General features: G+C 49.7%; 23 protein-coding genes, 1 pseudogene and 1 other annotated feature. Of the genes and pseudogenes, 19 read left to right on the forward strand and 5 right to left on the reverse strand.

Annotation, left to right across the window (positions count from 1 at the left end; translation table 11 throughout):
* Positions 1 to 12 precede the first annotated feature (12 nt).
* From IG609_RS09275 to ihfA, 18 genes are all read left to right on the forward strand, one after another.
* Positions 13 to 1,758 carry a sensor histidine kinase gene (locus IG609_RS09275; RefSeq protein WP_193398688.1) on the forward strand — a complete coding sequence of 582 codons (1,746 nt, stop codon included), beginning with the start codon at positions 13 to 15 and terminating at the stop codon, positions 1,756 to 1,758.
* On the forward strand, positions 1,755 to 2,504 hold the full coding sequence (locus IG609_RS09280; protein ID WP_010275727.1) for a LytR/AlgR family response regulator transcription factor: 750 nt from the start codon (positions 1,755 to 1,757) through the stop codon (positions 2,502 to 2,504). The genes IG609_RS09275 and IG609_RS09280 overlap by 4 nt, the downstream gene beginning before the upstream one ends.
* A gap of 182 nt (positions 2,505 to 2,686) precedes the next feature.
* Entirely contained in the window at positions 2,687 to 3,910 is a 1,224-nt protein-coding gene (locus tag IG609_RS09285) for an L-lactate MFS transporter (RefSeq protein WP_193398687.1), read from the forward strand.
* A 254-nt stretch (positions 3,911 to 4,164) separates the two neighbouring features.
* Complete coding sequence (gene ugpB, locus IG609_RS09290) at positions 4,165 to 5,499, forward strand: sn-glycerol-3-phosphate ABC transporter substrate-binding protein UgpB (RefSeq protein ID WP_226373266.1); 1,335 nt, start codon at positions 4,165 to 4,167, stop codon at positions 5,497 to 5,499.
* A 30-nt stretch (positions 5,500 to 5,529) separates the two neighbouring features.
* The gene (locus tag IG609_RS09295; protein ID WP_193398685.1) at positions 5,530 to 6,378 is read left to right on the forward strand and encodes a glycerophosphodiester phosphodiesterase family protein; all 849 of its coding nucleotides are present in this window, start codon (positions 5,530 to 5,532) and stop codon (positions 6,376 to 6,378) included.
* 164 nt (positions 6,379 to 6,542) lie between these two features.
* Entirely contained in the window at positions 6,543 to 7,424 is an 882-nt protein-coding gene (htpX, locus tag IG609_RS09300; RefSeq protein WP_102117910.1) for a protease HtpX, read from the forward strand.
* Positions 7,425 to 7,764: 340 nt separating this feature from the next.
* Positions 7,765 to 8,931, forward strand: coding sequence for an oligogalacturonate lyase (gene ogl, locus IG609_RS09305; RefSeq protein ID WP_116162312.1), 1,167 nt, complete (start codon positions 7,765 to 7,767; stop codon positions 8,929 to 8,931).
* Between the two features lie 215 nt (positions 8,932 to 9,146).
* Positions 9,147 to 9,938: a DNA-binding transcriptional regulator KdgR gene (gene kdgR, locus IG609_RS09310; protein WP_180784214.1), complete on the forward strand. Its 792-nt coding sequence runs from the start codon at positions 9,147 to 9,149 to the stop codon at positions 9,936 to 9,938.
* A gap of 257 nt (positions 9,939 to 10,195) precedes the next feature.
* Positions 10,196 to 10,459, forward strand: a complete 264-nt coding sequence (locus tag IG609_RS09315; RefSeq protein ID WP_010275709.1) for a YebO family protein — start codon at positions 10,196 to 10,198, stop codon at positions 10,457 to 10,459.
* Positions 10,460 to 10,586: 127 nt separating this feature from the next.
* Positions 10,587 to 11,987, forward strand: a complete 1,401-nt coding sequence (locus IG609_RS09320) for an amino acid permease (protein ID WP_193398684.1) — start codon at positions 10,587 to 10,589, stop codon at positions 11,985 to 11,987.
* 255 nt (positions 11,988 to 12,242) lie between these two features.
* Positions 12,243 to 14,171 (forward strand): threonine--tRNA ligase, encoded by a 1,929-nt coding sequence (gene thrS / locus IG609_RS09325; RefSeq protein WP_193398683.1) that lies wholly within the window; start codon positions 12,243 to 12,245, stop codon positions 14,169 to 14,171.
* A 2-nt stretch (positions 14,172 to 14,173) separates the two neighbouring features.
* The gene (infC, locus tag IG609_RS09330) at positions 14,174 to 14,716 is read left to right on the forward strand and encodes a translation initiation factor IF-3 (protein WP_102117915.1); all 543 of its coding nucleotides are present in this window, start codon (positions 14,174 to 14,176) and stop codon (positions 14,714 to 14,716) included.
* Between the two features lie 95 nt (positions 14,717 to 14,811).
* Entirely contained in the window at positions 14,812 to 15,009 is a 198-nt protein-coding gene (rpmI, locus tag IG609_RS09335) for a 50S ribosomal protein L35 (protein ID WP_010275699.1), read from the forward strand.
* A gap of 43 nt (positions 15,010 to 15,052) precedes the next feature.
* Positions 15,053 to 15,409 carry a 50S ribosomal protein L20 gene (gene rplT, locus IG609_RS09340; RefSeq protein WP_005968887.1) on the forward strand — a complete coding sequence of 119 codons (357 nt, stop codon included), beginning with the start codon at positions 15,053 to 15,055 and terminating at the stop codon, positions 15,407 to 15,409.
* Between the two features lie 84 nt (positions 15,410 to 15,493).
* Positions 15,494 to 15,618 (forward strand) — a sequence feature (Phe leader region).
* Positions 15,499 to 15,543 (forward strand): pheST operon leader peptide PheM, encoded by a 45-nt coding sequence (gene pheM / locus IG609_RS09345; RefSeq protein WP_106120997.1) that lies wholly within the window; start codon positions 15,499 to 15,501, stop codon positions 15,541 to 15,543. It overlaps the preceding feature by 45 nt.
* Positions 15,619 to 15,726: 108 nt before the next feature.
* Positions 15,727 to 16,710 (forward strand): phenylalanine--tRNA ligase subunit alpha, encoded by a 984-nt coding sequence (gene pheS, locus IG609_RS09350; protein ID WP_014915263.1) that lies wholly within the window; start codon positions 15,727 to 15,729, stop codon positions 16,708 to 16,710.
* A 14-nt stretch (positions 16,711 to 16,724) separates the two neighbouring features.
* Positions 16,725 to 19,112: a phenylalanine--tRNA ligase subunit beta gene (gene pheT / locus IG609_RS09355; RefSeq protein WP_193398682.1), complete on the forward strand. Its 2,388-nt coding sequence runs from the start codon at positions 16,725 to 16,727 to the stop codon at positions 19,110 to 19,112.
* A gap of 4 nt (positions 19,113 to 19,116) precedes the next feature.
* Complete coding sequence (ihfA, locus tag IG609_RS09360) at positions 19,117 to 19,413, forward strand: integration host factor subunit alpha (protein WP_009112984.1); 297 nt, start codon at positions 19,117 to 19,119, stop codon at positions 19,411 to 19,413.
* Positions 19,414 to 19,473: 60 nt separating this feature from the next.
* Here the strand turns inward: ihfA and IG609_RS09365 are convergent, their stop codons facing one another.
* The 3 genes from IG609_RS09365 to nadE all read right to left on the reverse strand — a co-directional run bounded on the left by IG609_RS09365 (position 19,474) and on the right by nadE (position 21,860).
* Positions 19,474 to 19,899, reverse strand: coding sequence for a nitrous oxide-stimulated promoter family protein (locus IG609_RS09365; protein ID WP_193398681.1), 426 nt, complete (start codon positions 19,897 to 19,899; stop codon positions 19,474 to 19,476).
* 158 nt (positions 19,900 to 20,057) lie between these two features.
* Positions 20,058 to 20,945 carry an aromatic amino acid DMT transporter YddG gene (gene yddG, locus IG609_RS09370; protein WP_193398680.1) on the reverse strand — a complete coding sequence of 296 codons (888 nt, stop codon included), beginning with the start codon at positions 20,943 to 20,945 and terminating at the stop codon, positions 20,058 to 20,060.
* 90 nt (positions 20,946 to 21,035) lie between these two features.
* Positions 21,036 to 21,860 (reverse strand): NAD(+) synthase, encoded by an 825-nt coding sequence (nadE, locus tag IG609_RS09375; protein WP_193398679.1) that lies wholly within the window; start codon positions 21,858 to 21,860, stop codon positions 21,036 to 21,038.
* Positions 21,861 to 22,085: 225 nt separating this feature from the next.
* Between nadE and osmE the strand changes: the two genes are divergently transcribed.
* Positions 22,086 to 22,415: an osmotically-inducible lipoprotein OsmE gene (gene osmE, locus IG609_RS09380; RefSeq protein ID WP_102117920.1), complete on the forward strand. Its 330-nt coding sequence runs from the start codon at positions 22,086 to 22,088 to the stop codon at positions 22,413 to 22,415.
* 170 nt (positions 22,416 to 22,585) lie between these two features.
* Here osmE and IG609_RS09385 read toward each other — a convergent pair whose 3' ends face one another.
* Positions 22,586 to 23,980, reverse strand: a complete 1,395-nt coding sequence (locus IG609_RS09385) for an L-cystine transporter (RefSeq protein WP_193398678.1) — start codon at positions 23,978 to 23,980, stop codon at positions 22,586 to 22,588.
* 240 nt (positions 23,981 to 24,220) lie between these two features.
* Positions 24,221 to 24,727: pseudogene (locus tag IG609_RS09390) on the reverse strand (metal-dependent hydrolase); the annotation flags it as partial.
* Between the last annotated feature and the right edge of the window lie 35 nt (positions 24,728 to 24,762).

The following is a 24,762-nucleotide window of genomic DNA, read 5'->3' on the forward strand; positions in this document are numbered from 1 at the left end:
ACCGGATGTCCCGTGCACGAAATATTTGAAATGCTCCTTGCGGTCTTCGACCGCGCCGCGCTGATGCTGATTTGTCTATTTTTCCTGACAAGAACGCGTCAGTTCCGGCAATTACTGCAAAAAGAGCAGCACTCGCTTGGAGAGCGGGTGACGGTGACGGCCATCTTTTCGTTGTTTGCGCTGTTTGGTACGTATTCCGGCATTAATGTTGAAGGGTCGCTCGTCAACGTGCGCGTGATTGCCGTGATGTCCGGCGGTATTCTCTTCGGTCCTTGGGTAGGCATTGCAACTGGCATCATTGCGGGGGCACACCGTTATCTCATCGATATTGATGGCATCACTTCCGTACCTTGCCTGATTACCAGCATCATCGCGGGTATCATTTCCGGCTACATCAATAAGAAAGTCAAAAAAGAACAGCAGTGGAGCATCGGGATTCTGGGCGGCATGCTGTGTGAGTCGTTAACGATGCTGCTGGTTGTGGCATGGGCGACGCCGATTGAGTTAGGGCTGGATATTGTCTCAAAGATTGCGGTGCCGATGATTCTTGGCTCCGTGTGTATCGGCCTGATCGTCCTGCTGGTGCAAAGCGTGGCGAATGAAAAAGAGGTCATTGCCGCTAGGCAGGCCAAACTCGCGCTGGATATCGCACACAAGACACTGCCGTATTTCCGCAATATTAACAGCGATTCATTGACGGCCATCTGTAGGATCATTCGGACTGAAATTAATGCAGATGCAGTGGCAATAACGAACACGCAGCACATTCAGGCGTATGTGGGGATTGGGGAAAAAAAATATAATATCGGACACGATATTATTAGCCCAATGACGCAACAGGCGATTCATGACGGGAAAATCATCATTAAAAATAATGATGAACAGCACCTGACGCCGGAAATCCATTCGATGATTGTCATCCCACTGTGGGAGCATGGGCAGGTGACCGGCACGCTGAAAATTTATTATCGCCATGCGCATAAAATTACCTATTCATTACGCGTGATGGCCGTCGGTTTATCGCAAATCATGTCAACGCAAATTGAAGTGTCCCGCACAGAGCAACTGCGTGATATGGCAAATAAAGCGGAACTGAGAGCGCTGCAAAGTAAGATCAATCCGCACTTTCTTTTTAATGCGCTGAATGCGATTTCCTCATCTATTCGTATTAATCCCGATACCGCGCGCCAACTGGTGATCAATCTGTCTCGCTATTTGCGTTATAACCTCGAACTCAACGATGATGCGCTGATCGATATAAAGAAAGAGCTATACCAAATTCAGGATTATATCGCGATTGAGCAGGCGCGGTTCGGTGCCAAGTTAACGGTGATTTACGATATCGACGACGATTTAGCGTACAAAATCCCCAGCTTGTTAATTCAGCCGCTGGTCGAAAACGCGATTGTGCACGGTATTCAGCCTTGCAGAGGCAAGGGGACCGTGGTGCTGTCCGTGAAGGAGCAGGGCGATAAGCTACTGGTCGCGGTAAAAGATACGGGTAATGGTATCAGTCAGGAAACGATGGATCGCGTTGCGCGTAACGAATTGCCCGGGAATAGAATTGGTCTGCTAAATGTCCATCACCGGGTTCGCTTGCTCTATGGCGACGGTTTGCATATTCGCCGGCTGGAACCTGGGACTGAAATTTATTTCTACATCCCACGAGAAGATAAAACCCCATCGGCGTTGCCGGATGCCGTTCAGGTGCCGCAGCCGGGATATTCTGCTGCTGAACAAACAGGAGGCAACCCATGAAAGCCATTATTGTTGAAGATGAGTTCCTCGCGCAGCAAGAGCTGAGTTACCTCATCAAGCAGCACAGTGATATTACGATTGAGGCGACATTTGATGACGGGCTGGATGTACTGAAATATCTGCAACATAACGACGTCGATGCGATCTTTTTGGATATCAATATCCCCTCGTTAGATGGCGTATGGCTGGCGCAAAATATCAGCAAATTCGCGCATAAGCCTTACATCATTTTTATTACGGCGTACAAAGAACATGCGGTTGAGGCGTTTGAAGTTGAAGCTTTCGATTACATTCTCAAGCCGTATCATGAATCGCGTATCGTCACGATGCTGCGTAAGCTGGAAACGACCTGGCAACAGCGACAAATGGCACCTGCTGTTGAAACGGGCGTGCCTTCTGGTGCCCCGAGAAGTGCGCAGCACACCATTAACCTGATGAAAGACGAACGGATTATCGTCACGGATATTAACAATATCTACTATGCGGCCGCGCAGGAAAAGGTCACGCTGGTTTATACCCGGCGTGAGGAATTCATCATGCCGATGAATATTACGGAGTTTTGCAGCCGCTTGCCGGAAGAGTACTTCTTCCGTTGCCATCGCTCTTACTGCGTCAACCTGACGAAAATCCGTGAAATTGTGCCATGGTTTAACAATACCTATATTCTGCGATTGAACGATCTGGATTTTGAAGTCCCAGTAAGCCGAAGCAAGATAAAGGCGTTCAGGTCATTGATGCGTCTTTAATGGCATTTCATTCCGCGTTTCAGGCATCTCATTCCCCATTCGATCAACCACTGTCAGCCCGCTTGTATACTGGCCTCAGCCCATAAGCTGACAGTGTTTTGATGGATTTTCTCTTCTCCACGTCAGCTTATATTTTTTAGCGTACCGAGTGAATCGGACCAATTTGATGTAGGGGAAAGCCCATGAATACCAAACCTATTAACCGGGGATTGATCGTCCTCGGTACGATCATCACCCAAATGGGACTCGGCACGATTTACACCTGGAGTTTATTCAACCAGCCGCTGGTGGACAAATTTGGCTGGACGCTGAGCTCCGTGGCGACGACGTTTTCCATTACCAGTTTCTGTCTGGCATTTGCCACGCTGTTTGCTGGTAAATTTCAGGAGCGTATTGGTCTGTGCCGCTTAACGATGATCGCCGGTATCGCGCTGGGTGCGGGTCTGATGGCGAGTGCAGTAAGCCCGTCGCTGACGCTGATTTATCTGCTGATGGGCGTTGTTGTCGGTTTTGCGGACGGCACGGCATACATCACGACGCTGTCCAATCTGATCAAATGGTTCCCTAACCGGAAAGGGTTGATTGCAGGCATTTCTGTTGGTGCCTTTGGTACCGGAAGCCTGCTGTTCAAATACGTCAACAGCTTTTTGATTGCGGAAGTCGGTGTGTCAGAAGCCTTTTTCTACTGGGGCATTATTGTCATGGCGATGGTTTTGGTCGGTAGCTCACTGCTGAAAGAGCCTGCTGCAGTACCGGTTCAACAGGCTGCGGTTCAGTGGCAGACGCGTGATTTTTCGCTGGCTGAAATGTTGGCGACCAAAGAATCGTATTTGCTGTTTATTATCTTCTTCACCGCGTGCATGAGTGGCCTGTATTTGATTGGCATTGTGAAAGATATCGGCGTGCAAATGGCCGGAATGGATATGGCAATGGCGGCCAATGCCGTGTCTGCGATTGCGATTTTTAATACCGTTGGACGGATTGTGCTTGGTGCGCTTTCCGATAATGTCGGACGTATGCGGGTGATCAGTTTTACCCTATTCGTGACTATTCTGGCGGTGTCAGTGATGACATTCCTGCCGCTTAATCCGCTTCTGTTCTTTACCTGTGTCAGCGCCATTGCCTTCTGTTTTGGTGGCAATATCACGGTGTTCCCGGCGATTGTGGGCGATTTCTTTGGCCTGAAAAATCACAGTAAAAACTACGGCGTGATTTATCAGGGGTTCGGTATCGGTGCATTGTCTGGTTCGTTTATCGCCGCGCAGTTGGGCGGTTTCCAAGCCACCTTTATGGCCATCATCATTATGTCAGTCATCTCGCTACTGATTACCCTGTGGGTTAAACCACCTAAACATCAACCCGTTGAGGCCTCAATGCGTACGGATATGGCACACGTGCAGAGCTAATCGAATACCGTGGCGTGCAGTCGAAGGGCTGTCCGCCACAACGCTTTTCTGACATAAGGTTTTTCTGCCACACGATTTCCCCTCTCTTATCGGCTGAAATATCGCGATACAGTTCATCACCTTCCCAGTCATCTACGTGTCACAGGCGAACTCTAGCGTCGTTATCAGCACGCCTTTTTCCTAAAACACGTTTTCCAAAATGAAATTTTCCTAAAAAAACGCGATTTTTAAATCGTACCGGAGAAAACATCATGATGATTCGGTTTAGGTTTACGTCTGTTTTTTTGATGCTGTTAAGTGTGGCCTTGCTCATTCCGTTGTCTGCTAGGGCGGCGGTTGAGCTGACGTTTTGGCATAGCATGGACAGCAACCTGAATACGGAATTAATACGACTGGTCAACCGGTTTAACGAATCTCAGACGGTGTACCACGTTGAGCCTATCTACAAAGGTAGCTATGAACAGACGCTGGCCGCTGGCATTGCCGCTTATCGCACGGGTAACGCGCCGGATATTTTGCAGGTTTATGATGTCGGTACACCGAATATGATGCACAGCGGGGCGATTATCCCGGTGTTCGATCTGTTCAATCAGGTTGGTATCGATAATGACGAAAAAGCCTTTTTGCCTGCGGTGGGACTGTTTTACAGCGACAGTCAGACCGGACACCTGATTTCCCAACCGTTTAACAGTTCCACCCCCGTTCTCTACTACAACAAAGATGCGTTTATTAAAGCGAGGCTCGATCCTGATAAGCCGCCACGCACCTGGAATGAGCTGGCGTACGACGCAATGCGGCTGCGCGAGAGTGGAATGACATGCGGTTATACGAGTGCAGGACAGCAGGGCTGGATATTACTGGAAGCTTTTAGCGTGTGGAATGGATTGCCGATTGCGACGAAAAACAATGGCTTCGATGGTGTCGACGCGCACCTATTGGTGAACGGTCCGTTGCAGGTTGCCCACATCACCCAACTTGCGGAGATGATGAAGAAGAAGGAATTCAGCTATTTCGGCCGCAATGATGAAGGCACCACACGCTTTTATAACGGCGACTGCGGCATATTGACTACCTCATCGGGTGGGTTACGCAAGATTCAGAACTATGCCAAATTTCACTACGGTGTAGGCATGTTGCCTTACAGCGAGGAAGCGAAAGGCGCGCCGCAGAATACGTTCATCGGAGGGGCAAGCCTTTGGGTCATGAAAGGGAAAGCAGCATCGCATTATCAAGGGATCGCGGAATTCCTGCATTTCCTCACGCTGCCGGAAAATGCCGCCGAATGGCATCAGATGACGGGATATTTACCCGTGACAAAACCCGCTTACGAACTCACGCGCGATCAGGGATTTTATGCCCGATACCCCGGCAGCGATGTTGCGATGAAACAACTCACTAATAAACCGCCACTGCCTTATACGCGCGGGTTCCGCTTGGGCAACATGCCACAAATTCGCACCATCATGGATGAAGAGCTGGAAAAGGTCTGGGCAGAGCAAGAAACGCCGCAGCAGGCGCTGGACAATGTGGTTTCTCGGGGCGATCTCCTGTTGCAGCATTTCGCGCAGTCGGTTTCCCGTCACTCGTGACATTTCCCGTTTATTTGGAGTTTTCGACAGATGACAAGGCAAAATAGAGGCATAACTCAGGACGTGATTGCGGCGCAAAACGCGACGGTTCTGGCAGTAGCGCATCGTGGCGTTTGGGATTCGGCACCGGAAAATTCGCTGGCGGCGCTGCGTGAGGCGATTCGTCTGGGCGTTGATATCGTGGAGATCGATGCGCAATTGACGGCTGATAGCCACGTTGTCGTGATTCATGATGATACGTTCGATCGCACGAGCGATATGCGCGGCTGCATTGGCAAGATGACGCTGGCGGAGATTCGTCAGGCACGTCTACGCGGGAGCGATGACGGTTCTGCATGGCCATTGAGCAACGAAAAAGTCCCGTTGCTGTATGAAGTTCTCGAAGAGGCGCGAGGACGTATTGTCATCAATGTGGATGTCAAACATGAGCATGAATTTGGTGTTATCGCCCGTGATATTCGCGATAAAGGCCTGAGTGCTGGCGTGATCATGAAAAGCCCAGTTGATCTTGCCGCTGCCCGTTTTCCTATTGCCTCACCGTCGCGGGATACCCAGGTGCCCTATATGCCGATGTTCCACCTCAAACGGGGGAAAACCGTCGATATTTTGCGACAGATTGATGATATTGGCGTCGGCATTGTGGAAGCCAATTTTGATCATATTGATGCGGTGACCGAAGCCTATGCCGAGTTTCAACGGCTTGGGGTTCGGATTTGGGTTAACACGCTGGATTGCTCGCATTCACTCGACTATAGCGACACGCGAGCCTTAGCCGAACCTAATGCCGTATGGGGCGCATTAATTCGCGCGGGGGTGGGGGCGATTCAGGTGGATCACGCTGCCGAATTTATCGAGTTTCGGTCAACGTTGTCGCGCTGACATATCAGGATTGACAGCGGGCAGGATGCCGCTTTCCTTTTGAAAAGTGTAAAGTTATGTGGATTTAGTAACTGAAAAGTTAAGAATGCTTGAAAATACCACGGCAACCCATACGATGTAGGTGTTGCAAACTTTATCTTTCTGCAAGAGGAAATTAGACCTTTATGATGCGTATTGCGCTTTTCCTGATCACCAACCTGGCGGTGATGTTGGTTTTCGGGCTGGTACTCAGCCTGACGGGAATTCAGTCCAGCAGTGTCCAGGGCTTAATGATTATGGCTGGGCTGTTTGGCTTTGGCGGTGCGTTTGTTTCACTGCTGATGTCTAAATGGATGGCGTTACGGTCCGTTGGCGGTGAAGTCATTGAACAACCACGTAACGAAACTGAACGCTGGCTGATGGAAACGGTTCGTTCACAGTCACAGCAAGCTGGTATCGCGATGCCACAGGTGGCAATCTACCATGCACCGGACATCAATGCGTTCGCGACGGGAGCCCGTCGTGATGCGTCGCTGGTGGCCGTGAGTACTGGTTTACTGCAAAATATGAGCCGTGACGAAGCGGAAGCCGTTATCGCGCATGAGATTAGCCACATCGCAAATGGCGACATGGTGACCATGACGTTGGTTCAGGGGATCGTCAACACCTTTGTTATCTTTATCTCTCGTCTCATCGCACAAGTCGTTTCCGGTTTCCTGTCCGGCAACCGTGACGAAGGTGAAAGCAGTAATGGTAACCCGCTGGTTTACTTTGCTGTCGCCACCGCGCTGGAACTGGTGTTTGGTATTCTTGCCAGCATCATCACTATGTGGTTCTCACGCTACCGTGAATTCCATGCGGACGCCGGTTCAGCTAAGCTTGTGGGGCGTGAGAAAATGATCGCTGCACTGCAGCGCCTGAAGACCAGCTATGAGCCGCAGGAAGAGAGCAGCATGATGGCGTTCTGTATTAACGGAAAATCGAAATCCTTCAGCGAACTGTTCATGTCACACCCGCCGTTGGATAAACGAATCGAAGCACTGCGCTCCGGCGAATACCTGAAATAATTCACAACACACCTTCCCAAAGGCCCACACGGGCCTTTGTTATTTCTGCATTTATTGGCTCATCGATTCTGCGTTTTCTCCGCCCGAATGTTTTCATTCGATCTGAAACAGGTGGTGAAAATAGGAAGAATGTTTTATAAAATAAAACCACGATCACGGAAAAATGAAACATTGTTTCTATAATGCCGATATAACAGGCGTCTCGCGTGAGATTGGTGGCCTAATTTTTGAACAACCGATGTCGGGATGACCGATTTATTGGGCGAACGAAATGTCAGGTTATCGAAGAGTATGCGCGTGTGTCGTCAGATTCTTCATGATAAGTTCTAAGGATTTACGGATGGCCAAAGGTAACAAGATCCCCCTAACGTTTCATACCTATCAGGATTCAGCAACTGGCACCGAAGTTGTGCGCTTAACCCCGCCCGATGTTATCTGCCATCGTAACTATTTCTACCAGAAGTGTTTCTTCAATGACGGCAGCAAGTTGCTGTTTGGCGCTGCGTTTGATGGTCCTTGGAATTACTATCTGCTCGATTTAAAAGAGCAGAGCGCCACGCAGTTGACGGAAGGGAAAGGCGACAACACTTTCGGTGGCTTCCTGTCTCCTAATGATGATGCACTGTATTACGTTAAAAATACCCGTAATCTGATGCGTGTCGATCTGGCTACGCTGGAAGAGAAAACGATTTATCAGGTGCCTGACGATTGGGTCGGCTACGGCACCTGGGTTGCCAACTCTGATTGCACTAAAATGGTTGGTATTGAGATCAAAAAAGAAGACTGGAAGCCATTGACCGATTGGAAAAAATTCCAAGAATTCTACTTCACTAATCCATGCTGTCGTCTGATTCGTGTCGATTTAGTCACGGGGGAAGCAGAGACTATTCTTCAGGAAAATCAGTGGCTGGGTCACCCAATCTATCGTCCTGGTGATGACAACACGGTTGCGTTCTGCCACGAAGGTCCGCATGACTTGGTTGATGCCCGTATGTGGTTCATCAACGAAGATGGCACCAACATGCGTAAAGTCAAAGAGCATGCGGAAGGCGAAAGCTGCACCCACGAATTCTGGGTACCGGATGGTTCTGCAATGATTTATGTTTCTTACCTTAAAGACGACACCAATCGCTATATCCGCAGCATTGATCCGGTCACACTGGAAGATCGTCAATTGCGCGTCATGCCACCGTGTTCTCACCTGATGAGTAACTATGATGGTACGCTGCTGGTGGGTGATGGTTCCGATGCGCCGGTTGACGTGCAGGATGATGGCGGTTACAAAATTGAGAACGATCCGTTCCTGTATGTTTTCAATCTAAAAACAGGCAAAGAACATCGCATTGCACAGCACAATACCTCTTGGGAGGTGTTGGAAGGTGACCGTCAGGTTACTCACCCACATCCTTCCTTTACGCCGGATAATAAACAAGTTCTGTTTACTTCTGACGTAGATGGAAAACCTGCGCTGTATCTGGCGAAGGTTCCTGATTCAGTCTGGCATTAATAATACTAATAAATCCGCGTCACATTTTATGGCGCGGATTATTTTTAAAATATTTTCTTACATATTATTTTATTAAGTCTCTGACGCGGTTATTTCTCAAGCTTAACTTGATTATCGTTATTGCTCCATTGCCATAATCAAAGCGTTCCCTTTATACTAAAACCATTGTTCTATTTTTTTTAAAACAAAAAAACCTGAGTAGGGTAACCACAAAAATGGCTAGTGCAGATTTAGATAAACAACCCGATTCCGTGTCGTCCGTTTTAAAGGTTTTTGGTATTTTACAGGCATTAGGTGAAGAGAGAGAAATTGGTATTACCGAACTTTCTCAGCGAGTCATGATGTCCAAGAGTACCGTTTACCGCTTCTTGCAGACGATGAAATCCCTGGGCTATGTTGCGCAGGAAGGTGAATCAGAGAAATATTCGCTGACGCTTAAGTTGTTTGAACTTGGCGCAAAAGCATTGCAGAACGTAGATTTAATCCGCAGTGCGGATATACAGATGCGTGAGTTGTCTGCACTAACGCGTGAAACAATCCACCTTGGCGCGTTGGATGAAGACGGCATCGTTTATATCCACAAGATTGATTCTATGTATAACCTGCGTATGTATTCACGCATTGGCCGTCGCAATCCGTTGCACAGTACCGCAATTGGTAAAGTGCTGTTGGCTTGGCGCGATCGCGGTGAAGTGGAAGAGATTTTATCAACTGTCGAATACACGCGCAGTACGCCACACACGCTGTGCTCTGCTGAAGCGCTTCTCAACCAATTGGATGTCGTGCGCGAGCAAGGCTACGGAGAAGACAACGAAGAGCAAGAAGAAGGGCTGCGTTGTATTGCCGTGCCAGTATTCGATCGCTTTGGTGTGGTGATTGCGGGCCTCAGTATTTCTTTCCCAACGATTCGTTTTTCAGAAGAAAACAAACACGAATATGTCGCTACGCTGCACACCGCAGCCAGAAATATTTCTGAGCAAATGGGCTACCACGATTACCCTTTCTGATATTCCCTATCAATGCCAGAGCCTGTCCTTGCTGACAGGCTTTTTTATGGCGAGCCATTCCTGGCTGTCACCCTGCGCGCCGTCGCAAGCGACGTTGAAAAACGTTCCCCACGTTTTTTTATTTTTGTACCAACACGATAGCGATGCGCATCAACATGATGTGGATAACGGATAGGGTTGGGTATCGAACTTGGCTATGCCACGGTGGTAAGATAGCCAACAGGTACCTGTCATAAGTGGTTATAAGTGGAGTCGTTGTGAACATATTAGAAGTGGTTTTTGTCTTGTTGATTGTGCTGCTGGCCGCGCTGGTCTGGTTTTTTGTTAATCGGGCGAGTGTCAGAGCGAATGAGCAAGTGAAATTGCTGCAGGAAATCGTAGAGCAGCAACGCCAGCAGTTAGCGTTATTGAAAAAATTGCTGCCCCAGAATGCAGAGAAAAGTGAGCCTGAGGCGCTTGCCGCTGAGCGCGATCGTGATGATGTGGAGTTAACGTTTAAAAGTGTCATCCCTGAACGTTAATGGCTCAATCACTGTGTAACGCGTAAAACACCTATCCCTTTGCCTGCTTACATCATCCTTCATGCTGATGGCGTAAGCAGGCATTGTTATAAAATGAAGAAGGCTTTACAGGAAGCACAAAAACAACATGGCAAATGCTCAAAACAACATAGCAAACGATCAACAGGAATTGGTTCTAAAACGAGGGTTAAAGAATCGACATATTCAACTGATTGCGCTGGGTGGCGCGATTGGTACCGGATTGTTTTTAGGGATATCGCAGACTATCCAAATGGCAGGTCCGTCCGTTTTATTGGGCTATGCGATTGCCGGAATGATTGCGTTTCTGATTATGCGGCAGTTGGGTGAGATGGTGGTGGAGGAGCCGGTAGCGGGTTCGTTTAGCCATTTTGCCTATAAGTACTGGGGCGATTTTGCGGGCTTTCTGGCTGGCTGGAACTACTGGGCGATGTTTATTCTGGTAGGGATGGCTGAACTAACGGCCGTGGGAATTTATATTCAATACTGGTGGCCTGAAACGCCAACCTGGCTGTCCGCCGCGATATTCTTTGTGCTGATCAACCTTATCAATCTGGTTAATGTGCGGATGTTTGGGGAAACGGAATTCTGGTTTGCCCTGATCAAAGTGCTTGCCATCGTAGGGATGATTGTCTTCGGCAGTTGGTTGCTGTTGAGTGGCAATGGCGGCGAAACGGCAACGGTGCGTAATTTATGGATCCATGGCGGATTCATGCCAAATGGCGCAAGCGGATTGATCATGGCGATGGCGGTGATCATGTTTTCATTCGGCGGTTTGGAATTGGTGGGTATTACCGCTGCCGAAGCGGCCGATCCGAAGCGTTCTATTCCTCAGGCGACCAATCAGGTGGTTTATCGCATCCTGATTTTCTATATCGGTGCGCTGTCTATTTTGTTATCGCTTTATCCGTGGGGAAAGGTTGTCGATGGCGGGAGTCCGTTTGTCCTGATTTTCCATGCGCTGAATAGCAACATGGTGGCAAACATACTTAATATCGTGGTGCTAACGGCGGCGTTATCGGTTTATAACAGCGGCGTGTACTGCAATAGCCGGATGCTTTACGGTTTGGCAAAACAGGGAAATGCGCCGAAATCTCTCGCGAAGGTCAACGCGCGTGGTGTCCCTGTTCGTTCTATCGTGCTGTCAGCATTAGCAACATCGTTCGGCGTGGCGATCAACTATCTGATGCCAGGCAAAGCCTTTGAACTGTTGATGGCGCTGGTGGTGTCGACGCTGGTGATTAACTGGATCATGATCTGCTTTGCGCACCTGCGTTTTCGTCAGGCGATGATAGAGAAGGGCATTGTTCCTGCATTTAAAGCCTTCTGGTATCCGTGGGGTAACTACCTGTGTCTGGCGTTTCTGGCGGGGATTCTGGTGATTATGCTGCTGTCTCCGGGGATTCGCATTTCGGTCATCTTAATTCCGTTCTGGATTGCCGTTATTTGGCTTGGTTTCCGATTCTCCCGCAAAAATAATGCAGCGATGAAGCCGGTGCAGACACAGTAATTCCCCGTAGCCTGTTCATCACGATGCAAAGATGAACAGGCCACTATCCGGCTTTAACACACCACTTATAAGGTGTATTATTGCCCCGACGTTATCCATGTCACGCTAATGCGCACCTTTAGTGTTCGCATCATGTGTATATATTTCACAGAGTAAAGAGAAATAGCATGGTTAACACTTTTGATTTTCAATTGATATACGATTTTTTGCATGTGAGCTTTCGTGTGGCTCACCACTGTAAATAAGGGAATTATAATGCCAGTTATCACCCTTCCTGATGGAAGTCAGCGTCATTACGACCACGCCGTTTCTCCCCTCGATGTTGCACTTGATATTGGTCCCGGTCTGGCAAAAGCCTGTATCGCAGGACGTGTCAATGGCGAGCTGGTTGATGCCAGCGATAAGATCGATACCGATGCGCAGTTAGCCATCATCACTGCTAAAGATGAAGCCGGTCTGGAAATTATTCGCCACTCCTGTGCGCACCTATTGGGCCATGCAATTAAGCAGTTGTGGCCAGATACCAAAATGGCGATTGGTCCTGTTATCGATAACGGTTTTTACTATGACGTTGATATCGACCGTACCCTGACTCAGGAAGACATTGAGCTGCTCGAAAAGCGTATGCACGAGCTTGCTGACACCGACTATGATGTCATTAAGAAAAAAGTCAGTTGGCAAGAAGCGCGCGATGCGTTCGCTGCACGCGGTGAGACCTACAAAATGGCGATTCTGGATGAGAACATCAGTCGTGATGATCGTCCGGGTCTGTATCACCATGAAGAATACATCGATATGTGCCGTGGTCCGCACGTACCGAATATGCGTTTCTGCCACCATTTCAAATTGCAGAAAACGTCTGGCGCTTACTGGCGTGGCGACAGCAAAAACAAAATGCTGCAACGCATTTACGGCACTGCATGGGCAGATAAAAAGCAACTGGCTTCTTACCTGCAACGTCTTGAAGAAGCGTCTAAGCGCGACCACCGCAAGATCGGCAAACAGCTTGATCTGTACCATATGCAGGAAGAAGCGCCAGGTATGGTGTTCTGGCACAACGACGGCTGGACGATCTTCCGCGAGCTGGAAGCGTTTGTACGCATGAAGCTGAAGTCTTACCAGTATCAGGAAGTAAAAGGTCCATTCATGATGGACCGCGTGATGTGGGAAAAAACCGGTCACTGGGAAAACTATAAAGAAGCGATGTTCACGACGTCATCAGAAAACCGTGAATACTGCATCAAGCCAATGAACTGCCCAGGCCACGTACAGATTTTCAATCAGGGATTGAAATCATACCGCGATTTACCGCTGCGTATGGCCGAGTTCGGTAGTTGTCACCGTAATGAACCGTCAGGCTCTCTGCATGGCTTAATGCGCGTGCGTGGCTTCACTCAGGACGATGCGCACATCTTCTGTACGGAAGAGCAGGTTCGTGATGAAGTGAACAGTTGCATCAAGATGGTGTATGACATGTACAGCACCTTCGGTTTTGAAAAAATCGTGGTGAAACTGTCTACGCGTCCTGAAAAACGTATTGGTAGCGATGAGATGTGGGATCGCGCTGAAGCCGATTTGGCGGCCGCGTTGACTGAAAATAACATCGAATTCGCCTATCAGCCGGGTGAAGGGGCGTTCTACGGCCCAAAAATTGAATTTACCCTGCATGACTGTTTGGATCGTGCGTGGCAGTGTGGTACGGTGCAACTCGACTTTTCATTACCGGGCCGTCTGAACGCGTCTTATGTTGGCGAAAGCAACGAGCGTCAGGTTCCAGTTATGATTCACCGGGCTATTTTGGGATCAATGGAGCGTTTCATCGGTATTCTGACCGAAGAATTCGCCGGTTTCTTCCCGACCTGGTTAGCCCCAGTTCAAGCGGTGATAATAAATATCACTGATAGCCAGTCTGATTATGTCAACGAATTGACCCGAAAACTGCAAGAAGCGGGCATTCGTGTAAAAGCAGACTTGAGAAATGAGAAGATAGGCTTTAAAATCCGCGAACACACTTTACGACGTGTTCCCTATATGCTGGTTTGTGGCGACAAAGAGGTCGAGGCAGGAAAAGTTGCTGTCCGTACTCGTCGTGGTAAAGACCTGGGGAGCCTTGACGTCAGTGAAGTCATCAGTAAGCTGCAACAAGAGATTCGCAGCCGTAGTCTTCATCAATTGGAGGTATAAGTATTAAAGGCGGAAAACGAGTTCAACCGGCGCGTCCTAATCGCATCAACAGAGAGATTCGCGCACACGAGGTACGCCTATCAGGCGTCGAAGGCGAACAGCTGGGCATCGTAAGTCTAAATGAAGCATTAGAAAAAGCCGAAGAAGCAGGTGTTGATTTAGTCGAAATCAGTCCGAACGCCGAGCCGCCGGTTTGCCGAATTATGGATTACGGCAAGTTCCTTTATGAGAAGAGTAAGGCCACAAAGGAACAGAAGAAAAAACAAAAAGTTATTCAGGTCAAGGAAATCAAATTCCGACCTGGTACCGATGATGGCGACTATCAGGTCAAACTACGCAACCTGATTCGCTTTCTTGAAGATGGTGACAAAGCTAAAATCACACTGCGTTTCCGCGGTCGTGAAATGGCGCACCAACAGATTGGTATGGAAGTGCTTAACCGCGTTCGTGACGATCTGAGTGAACTGGCAGTTGTCGAATCCTTCCCATCGAAGATCGAAGGCCGCCAGATGATCATGGTGCTAGCGCCGAAGAAGAAACAGTAAGGCATTCAAGTAGCAAGGCCGTACAACCTCTGTGTTGTACAGCGTTGTTCGCCTTATCTGATTCGTTTTATTAACAATGCGAAGTGGAAATAACAATGCCAAAGATCAAAACAGTACGTGGCGCCGCTAAACGCTTTAAAAAAACCGCAAGCGGTGGTTTTAAGCGTAAGCATGCTAACCTGCGTCATATTCTGACCAAAAAGTCAACTAAGCGTAAACGTCACCTGCGTCCAAAAGGTCTGGTCTCCAAAGGGGATCTGGGTCTTGTTATCGCATGTCTGCCGTACGCATAAGTAACCTTTTTTTAATTCAGAATAAGACTTTAGGAGAGAGCATATGGCTCGCGTAAAACGTGGTGTAGTTGCCCGTGCACGTCACAAGAAAATATTGAAACAAGCGAAAGGTTACTACGGTGCCCGTTCGCGTGTTTATCGTGTTGCCTTCCAGGCAGTAATCAAAGCTGGCCAATACGCTTACCGCGACCGTCGTCAACGTAAACGTCAATTCCGCCAGCTGTGGATTGCACGTATCAATGCGGCAGCTCGTCAAAACGGCTTATCTTACAGTAAATTCATCAACGGCCTGAAAAAAGCTTCTGTTGAAATTGACCGTAAGATTCTGGCTGATATCGCAGTATTCGATAAGTTAGCGTTCAGCGCGCTGGTCGAAAAAGCGAAAGCAGCACTGGCGTAAGTCAGTTGAGAGAGGGAGCTTTGGCTCCCTCTTTTCGTCGAGCGCTACAGGTTTATTTTTCTTATTTACAAGACAAAGGTAACGCAAGTATGAACGCTGCTATTTTCCGTTTCTTTTTTTACTTTAGCGCCTGAATTCAGGGGGCTTTGCGCGTAAGAAAAGAAACGAAAAGTAGCGCTTAAGCCTCCCCATAGGGAGGCTTTTTTGTTTACAATAATCGGTTTTTACTCTTGTTTTTAGTAACATTTATCGTTTTGAGTAAAACGACATTCTTCAATCATGACCGTTGGCCACATAGGCAGAAAAAGAGGAACACAATGCCACATCTCGCAGAGCTGGTTGCCAAAGCCAGAACAGCTATAGAAGAGGCTCAGGATGTTGCCGCACTGGAAAATGTGCGTGTCGAATATCTGGGCAAAAAAGGTCACTTAACCCTTCAGATGACCTCGCTGCGCGAGTTGCCGGCTGAAGAGCGCCCTGCGGCTGGTGCTGTCATTAACCAGGCTAAGCAAGACGTTCAGGACGCGCTGAATGCCCGTAAGCACATGCTGGAATCCGCTGAGTTAAATGCACGTCTGGCGCAAGAAACCATCGATGTCTCCCTGCCGGGCCGCACCATTGAAAATGGTGGCTTGCATCCGGTGACGCGTACCATCGATCGTATCGAAACCTTCTTCGGTGAGCTGGGTTTTTCCGTGGTAACTGGGCCAGAAATCGAAGATGACTATCACAACTTTGATGCGCTGAATATTCCAGGGCATCACCCTGCGCGTGCTGACCACGACACGTTCTGGTTTGATGCTACACGCCTGCTGCGTACACAGACGTCTGGCGTTCAGATTCGTACCATGGAAAAGCAGCAACCGCCTATCCGTATCATCGCGCCGGGCCGTGTTTATCGTAACGATTACGATCAGACCCACACGCCGATGTTCCATCAGATGGAAGGGTTGATCGTCGATAAAGACATCAGCTTCACCAACCTGAAAGGCACGTTGCATGATTTCCTGCGTAATTTCTTTGAGGAAGATTTGCAGGTTCGCTTCCGTCCGTCTTATTTCCCGTTTACCGAACCGTCTGCTGAAGTGGATGTGATGGGGAAAAACGGCAAATGGCTGGAAGTCTTGGGCTGCGGTATGGTGCACCCGAATGTCCTGCGTAATGTCGGTATCGACCCTGAAGTGTATTCCGGCTTCGCGTTCGGTATGGGCATGGAGCGTCTGACGATGCTGCGCTATGGCGTGACCGATCTGCGTGCATTCTTCGAAAACGATCTGCGTTTCCTCAAACAGTTTAAGTAAGGCGGGTATACATCATGAAATTCAGTGAACTCTGGTTACGCGAGTGGGTAAACCCAGCGGTTGACAGTGAAACGCTATCTGAACAGATCACGATGGCAGGGCTGGAAGTGGATGGCGTTGAGCCTGTTGCTGGCGCATTCCACGGAGTGGTTGTCGGTGAAGTGGTTGAATGTGGGCAGCACCCGAACGCAGACAAACTGCGTGTGACGAAAGTCAATGTCGGCGGCGAGCGCCTGCTGGACATCGTCTGTGGCGCGCCGAACTGCCGTCAGGGCCTGAAAGTGGCGGTGGCGACGGTCGGTGCCGTATTGCCGGGCGATTTCAAAATTAAAGCCGCAAAGCTGCGTGGTGAACCGTCTGAAGGCATGCTGTGCTCATTTTCCGAGTTAGGTATTTCCGAGGATCACGATGGCATCATTGAACTGCCAGCAGACGCGCCGATTGGCACGGATATTCGTGAGTATCTGAAGCTGGATGACAACGCGATTGAAATCAGCGTGACGCCGAACCGTGCAGATTGTCTTGGCATCATCGGCGTGGCGCGTGATGTCGCTGTATTGAATCAACTGGCGTTGAATGAACCGACTATTGAGCCCGTTGCTGCGACGATTCAGGATACCTTCCCGATTCAGGTCGATGCGCCACAGGCATGCCCGCGTTACTTAGGCCGTGTGGTGAAAGGCATCAACGTTAAGGCGGCAACGCCACTGTGGATGCGCGAAAAGCTGCGCCGTTGCGGTATTCGTTCTATCGATCCGGTTGTTGATGTGACGAACTACGTTCTGCTGGAACTAGGCCAACCAATGCACGCGTTCGATCTTGATCGCCTCAACGGCGGTATTATCGTGCGTATGGCGACAGAAGGAGAAACGTTGACGCTGCTGGATGGTAACGAAGCGAAGCTGAACGCGGATACGCTGGTTATCGCTGACCAGCAGAATGCGCTGGCGATGGGCGGTATCTTTGGCGGCGAGCATTCTGGCGTCAATGAAGAGACACAAAACGTTCTGCTGGAATGCGCTTACTTCAACCCGCTGTCGATTACCGGACGCGCACGTCGTCACGGTTTGCACACCGATGCGTCTCACCGCTACGAGCGTGGCGTCGATCCGGCGTTACAGCACAAAGCCATTGAGCGCGCGACTCGTCTACTGATCGATATCTGCGGTGGTGAAGCAGGTCCGGTCGTTGATGTGACTAGCGAGGCAGATTTGCCAACTCGCGCAACGATTACGCTGCGCCGTGAGAAATTGGATCGCCTGATTGGCCATGTGATTGCCGATGAGCAGGTGAGCGATATTCTGCAGCGTCTGGGCTGTAACGTCGCGAAAACCGATGCAGGTTGGCAGGCGACGGCACCGAGCTGGCGCTTCGACATGGAAATTGAAGAAGATTTGGTTGAAGAAGTCGCGCGTATTTACGGCTACAACAACATTCCGAATATACCGACTCAGGCTCCGTTGATTATGACCTCGCATCGCGAAGCGTCACTGTCATTGAAGCGTGTGAAGACATTATTAGTCGATCACGGCTACCAGGAAGCAATTACTTACAGTTTTGTTGACCCGAAAATTCAGGGATTAATCCACCCTAATGAAGCGTCGCTGAGCCTGCCGAGCCCAATTTCCGCAGAGATGTCGGTGATGCGTTTATCGCTGTGGAGCGGCTTGCTGAGCGCGGCAGTGTATAACCAAAACCGTCAACAAAGCCGCCTGCGCCTGTTTGAAAGCGGTCTCCGTTTTGTACCGGACACCAGTGCTGACCTGGGAATTCGTCAGGATTTGATGCTGGCGGGTGTGATTACTGGCACGCGTTATGAAGAACATTGGGATCTGGCGCGTCAGGCCGTTGACTTCTATGATTTAAAAGGCGATTTGGAAGCGGTACTGGCATTGACGGGCAAGTTGTCTGAGATTGAGTTCAAGGCCGAAAACAATCCGGCATTGCATCCAGGACAAAGTGCTGCTATTTATCTGTGCGGAGAACGCATTGGATTTATTGGCGTTATTCACCCAGAACTGGAGCGCAAGTTGGATCTTAACGGGCGCACCGTGGTGTTCGAATTATTGTGGGATAAGGTCGCAGACCGCGTATTGCCTGAGGCGAACGAGGTTTCCCGCTTCCCGGCGAACCGTCGCGATATCGCCGTTGTGGTCGCTGAAAATGTCCCTGCGGGCGATATTTTGGCCGAGTGTAAGAAAGTTGGCGCAAATCAGTTAGTTGGCGTAAACTTATTCGATGTGTACCGAGGGAAGGGCGTAGCGGAAGGTTATAAGAGTCTGGCTATCAGTCTGACCCTGCAAGATACCACGCGTACACTGGCAGAAGAGGAAATTGCCGCTACCGTTGCAGAATGCGTAGCAGCATTAAAACAGCGATTCCAAGCATCCTTGAGGGATTGAACCTATGGCGCTTACTAAAGCTGAAATGTCAGAATACCTGTTTGAGAAGCTCGGGCTGAGCAAACGGGATGCCAAAGAGCTAGTCGAGCTGTTTTTTGAAGAAGTTCGTCGCGCTTTGGAAAATGGCGAGCAGGTCAAGTTGTCAGGTTTTGGCAATTTTGATTTGCGAGACAAGAACCAACGTCCGGGACGTAACCCAAAAACTGGCGAAGATATTCCGATTACGGCGCGCCGTGTGGTCACGTTCCGTCCGGGGCAAAAGCTAAAAAGCAGGGTAGAGAACGCCTCTCCCAAAGAGTAACAGAGTCACCCAAAAAGGCCGCGCAAGCGGCCTTTTCCTATCTTATTCGCCTCATTTTTCCTATTTCAACGTCGATTCGGTATCTGCCGGCGCTGTATGCTGCGAGGCTAAACGCGTTGCTCGTCCATTTGGCGTTTTTGGCGCTGTCTCTTTTTTCGGATAGTCCGGCACTGGCCGATGATCGTCAATTAAATGGCGTATTGCCAGAATCGGGTGGCGCAATAACATCCGCGGCCCCGACCAGCGCATAATCGCTTTGATCGCCTCACGTCGGGCGGGTTGATAGCAGTGAATGGGGCAATGCTTACACGCGGGTTTATCTTCACCGAATTGACAGCGTTCCAGACGCTTGATGGCGTAGTTGAATAAGTCTTTATGCTGCGCGTTATCGCCGGTTTCAGGATGATGCTTTTCATACAGCTCGATCATCAATCCGACGGTACGGATCTCCCGCTGTCGGTATTTTCCCAGGGATTTTCTCGCCATGTGCGTCATGTCCTGATGAAATTATAATTGATGTATTTTAAATGCAATTTATTGTAAGGGGAACCACTGAAGTCACATCTATGTAGGAAAGCAGAGGGAAAAAGGTGAGGAGAACCTCGCCGAGGAAGGTAGTAATCAGGTCTGACCGAACCAACCTGTCAGCTCGGGGACGAGCGTGTCGCATACCAGCAAAGCAGTGAACCTGCCGTGACCATTGCGACGCCTTGCCAGAATGAAATGGCGGGCGTGATGTTGAGCCAGAGCGCGGCCAATAGTGTGGAAAGCACAGGCGTGAAATAAGAGGCAGTTGCCAGCAACGTCAGGTTGCCATGCTGAATCCCAGCATTCCAGGCGGAATAGGCCAGCGCGGTTGAGGCGCCCATAAAGAGCAGTTGCAGCGATCTCGGCAAAGTTAATGAAATTGCACCTTCGGCACTGAAGGAATACTGAATCCATAGCACGAGTGCGGCGATGAAAAAGAACAGCGAGACGCCACTTTTTCCCTGCCCGTAACGTTTAGTGATATTGCAGTAGAGCGCCCAGGTCAAGGCTGCAGAAAACGCCAGACTGTAGGCCAGCGGGTTAGCAAGAACATTGTTCCACAGCAGTTCTGGTGTCCAGTCGCTTTCTCTTTTCATAATCCACACGATGCCACCCAGTGATAGCGCGAGGCCAGGCCAGAGTAGAGAATGACTTTTCTGCTGATTGATAAAAAGAGAAAAAAGAATGGTCAGGCTGGGCCACAAATAGTTAATCATCCCGATTTCCATCGCCTGCATGCGGCTATCTGCTAGCCCGATGGACAGCGACAGAAATATCTCGTAGCAGACAAACAGCGCACCGCCTGCGAACAAATAGATTCTTGGCAGCGTTTTAATGCGGGGAAGACCATAAAAGGCCAGTAGACATAACGTGCTGGTGGAGTAAATCATCGCTGCACCACCGATGGGGCCGAGCGCTTCGGTCAGGCTGCGAATAAGCCCAACGGATGTACTCCATAAAACGATCGCCAGTAGGCCCGTGAGCGTGGCGCGCTGTGGCGTCATATTCATACCTGATTATGAAATCTGTACAGAAAAAATCAAAAAATAAACCGGACGCCGTTATCCGCGCCCGGTAGTGGTCATCGCGATGGTTTACCGCCAGAAGTCATCAAAAACGGTAATCGGCGGACGACGCTTGTGTTCGGTTTTGCGATACCAGTTTTCGATAATGGCTGCATCGTTAGCGTCGATCTGCTTGCCTTCCAGATAGTCGTCGATATTTTCATAGGTCACACCCAGCGCGACTTCATCGGGGAGGGAGGGACGGTCTTCTTCCAGATCGGCGGTCGGTGCTTTGGTATAAAGATGTGAAGGGCAGCCGAGTTCGTGCAGCAGCGCTTTACCCTGACGCTTGTTCAACCGGAAAATCGGGTTGATATCGGTACCGCCATCACCGTATTTGGTGAAAAAGCCGGTTACCGCCTCTGCTGCATGATCGGTGCCGACGACGAGCCCAGCATTCATGCCCGCGATGCTGTACTGCGCTTTCATGCGTTCTCTTGCTTTTTCATTGCCTTTTACAAAATCGGAAAGCTCCACGCCAATGGCGCGCAAGGTGGCTTCACTGGCCTCAATGGCGGGCTTGATGTTGACGGTTAATACGCGGTCTGGTTGGATAAAAGCGATGGCATCCTGACAGTCGGCTTCATCTGCCTGCACGCCGTAAGGCAGCCGAACGGCGATGAACTGATAGCGAGAATTTCCGGTCTCATTGCGTAATTCCGTGATAGCCGTCTGACATAGTTTGCCGGTCAGCGTAGAGTCCTGACCACCGCTGATGCCCAAAACTAACGACGTAACGAACGGGTGAGTATTCAGATAATTCTTTAAAAAATCAACGCTAACACGGATTTCCTGTGCTGGATCGATACTGCTTTTCACTCCCAACGCAGTGATAATGTCGTTTTGTAATGACATGCCATCCTCTCCTGAACTTATTGATACTGCAAAAGAATTATTACGATACCCTGAGTGTAAAACGAATCGGCGTGAAGAAAAAGAACAAGCTGTCAGGTAGTCATTTTCCCTATAGATAACCCGTTTTCGACTATCGGCCAATAGGTTACATCCCTGCGTTATGATTTGAAAAAGGGGGCGCCGCCAACTAGCCTTAGGGTGACCCATTAATAATGAGGTGATGAAATGAAGAATAACAGATTACTGGTATGTATTGCGGCAGCAGGTGCTGTCATGCTCGCGGGATGTTCGGCTTATAACAAGGCAGAAAGCTATGTCAATGAACCTGTGGTGAAAGATGTAAAAGTGGGAATGACGAAGCAGCAGGTTCATCAGCTCGCTGGTAGCGGAGTGGAAAAACGTCTGGTGAATGCCAAAGGCACTTGTAGCGATTACCTGCTGAAAAACCGCGATGGCACCGCGCAGAATTATTTCGTGAGCTACAACGACACGGGTTATGTTCTCAATAAAGGTTTTCAGAGCTGCCAAGCTTATGACACCAATCCACAGCGCTAAGTAACGTAATTAGACGAAATCGTTATCACTAAAGCGTCATAAAAAAACGTAGGGAACGTTTTTCAATGTTGCGTAGCAACGGCCCGTAGGGTGACGGACAAGGATGTCCGTTATAAAAAAACGCCGACAGCATCACCCGTCGGCGTTTTCTTTTGTCCAGCAAGCGTGGCTTAGCGGTGCGTCAACTCAGCGTCATCCTGCGCGTTGAAAACCGTTTTGTCCGTCTGCTTCATTAACTGGCTGGTGACGGTACCGGCCGTCATGGAGCCGCTGACGTTAAGCGCGGTACGGCCCATATCGATAAGCGGCTCAATGGAGATGAGCAGCGCGACCAGCGTTACCGGCAGCCCCATCGCAGGCAGAACGATTAATGCGGCAAAGGTGGCACCGCCGCCCACACCGGCTACGCCAGCAGAACTGATGGTGACGATACCGACCAGCGTCGCGATCCAAACAGGATCCAGCGGGTTGATGCCGACCGTTGGCGCGACCATCACGGCCAGCATCGCTGGATAAAGCCCTGCACAGCCATTCTGCCCGATTGTCGTGCCGAAAGACGCCGCAAAGCTGGCGATAGATTGCGGTACACCAATGCGGCGCGTTTGCGCCTCAATGCTAAGTGGAATTGTCGCTGCGCTGGAACGACTGGTAAACGCGAACGTCAGTACCGGCCAGACTTTGCGATAAAAACGAGCTGGATTGATGCCTGTGAACGACAGAATCAGCGCATGGACGCCGAACATAATCGCCAGACCCAGATAGGACGCGACAACGAAGCTGCCCAGCTTGAGGATGTCTTGCAGGTTAGAGCTGGCGACCATTTTGGTCATCAGCGCCATGACGCCATACGGGGTCAACTTCATCACCAGACGAACGAGCTTCATCACCCAGGATTGCAGTGTGTCAATGGCGGTTAAAACGCGTTCGCCTTTGACTGCGTCATCTTTCAGCAACTGCAACGCCGCAACGCCAAGGAATGCGGCGAAGACGACGACGCTGATGATAGACGTCGGGTTCGCGCCGGTCAGCTCAGCAAATGGGTTTTTAGGAATGAATGACAGGATAAGCTGAGGCACGTTAAGGTCAGCAACTTTACCCGCATAGTTATTTTCAATTGCCGTTAATCGCGCGGTTTCTTGCGCACCTTGCACCAGTCCGGTTGCCGTCAGGCCAAACAGGTTAGTCACAAAAACACCGACCAACGCGGAAATCAGCGTGGTGATCAATAGGGTGGAAAGCGTCAACACGCTGATTTTGCCTAATGACGAGGCATTATGCAGCTTGGCAACGGAATTGAGGATGGAAATAAAGACCAGCGGCATGACGATCATCTGTAACAGCTGCACATAGCCATTACCTACGATGTTAAACCATGAGATGGATTGCTTAACAACTGGGTTGTCGCCACCATAAATCAGATGCAGTGCCAGACCAAATAGCACCCCGACAACCAGCCCCAGCAACACTTTTTTTGCCAGACTCCAGGATGGGTTACGGTTGGCGTAACCTAATCCGAGCAGTAATGCGACAAATAGCAGAATATTTATGAGTAGCGGAAAATTCATCCGGCTTTGCTCCCTATCAGTGAGTCGCGTCACGCTGCCTACGATCTCGCGTGATAATGCAGATCGGCGGAGGTAGCGTGATTTTTTGCGATGAAAAATAACAAACGCGCACAGGATAGCAGGTCTTTTGCCATCATGTTACAGGGATATGTCTGACGGTAAGTAACGCTGTTACTTCACGTATTGAAAGAGGTAGGCTTGCGCGGACTGTAAAAAACGAAACGACTGCTCATAGGTGCAGCAATCCAGATTCTTTTGTGGCTGATACAGCGAAAAACCGATACAGGCAAGACACAGAAAGCGTTCCAATTGATTGCCTTTTTGGCTGTTTAAAATCGGCAAGCGGAAACGCCAGCGACAGGGCCAGAGCAGAGGAACGCCAGAGGGCGTTAGCATATCCGCGAGAATGTGACTCAGATAACCGACGATCATGGCATGGTAGGCATCGGTCGGAATCAGCCAGTCTGGCGGCAGGCGCGTCTGAATAAAGAAAATACCGGTGGCGATGGCAAGGAGGCTGTGCGTAAACCCACGATGACCAAAGAGGCGGGCAATGGGCGAAGAAAGCCATTTCAGGCGCTGCCCGAGGACGGATTTAGGGTGATCAATATCGGGCAGCAGCGCGGTAAGGAGCGCACCGGGAATAATGTGCCACCAGTCTCCAGTAGCCAGTGCTGGCGATAGCTCAACCTTCTTAGCCAGAATCGCGCAGGCAACAGAAAACAGCAGGTGTCCTTCCGCAGTCATGAAACTTCTCAAATAAAACTGTTATTTTATACAGT

It is taken from the genome of Pectobacterium quasiaquaticum, assembly GCF_014946775.2.
Lineage (GTDB): Bacteria > Pseudomonadota > Gammaproteobacteria > Enterobacterales > Enterobacteriaceae > Pectobacterium > Pectobacterium aquaticum.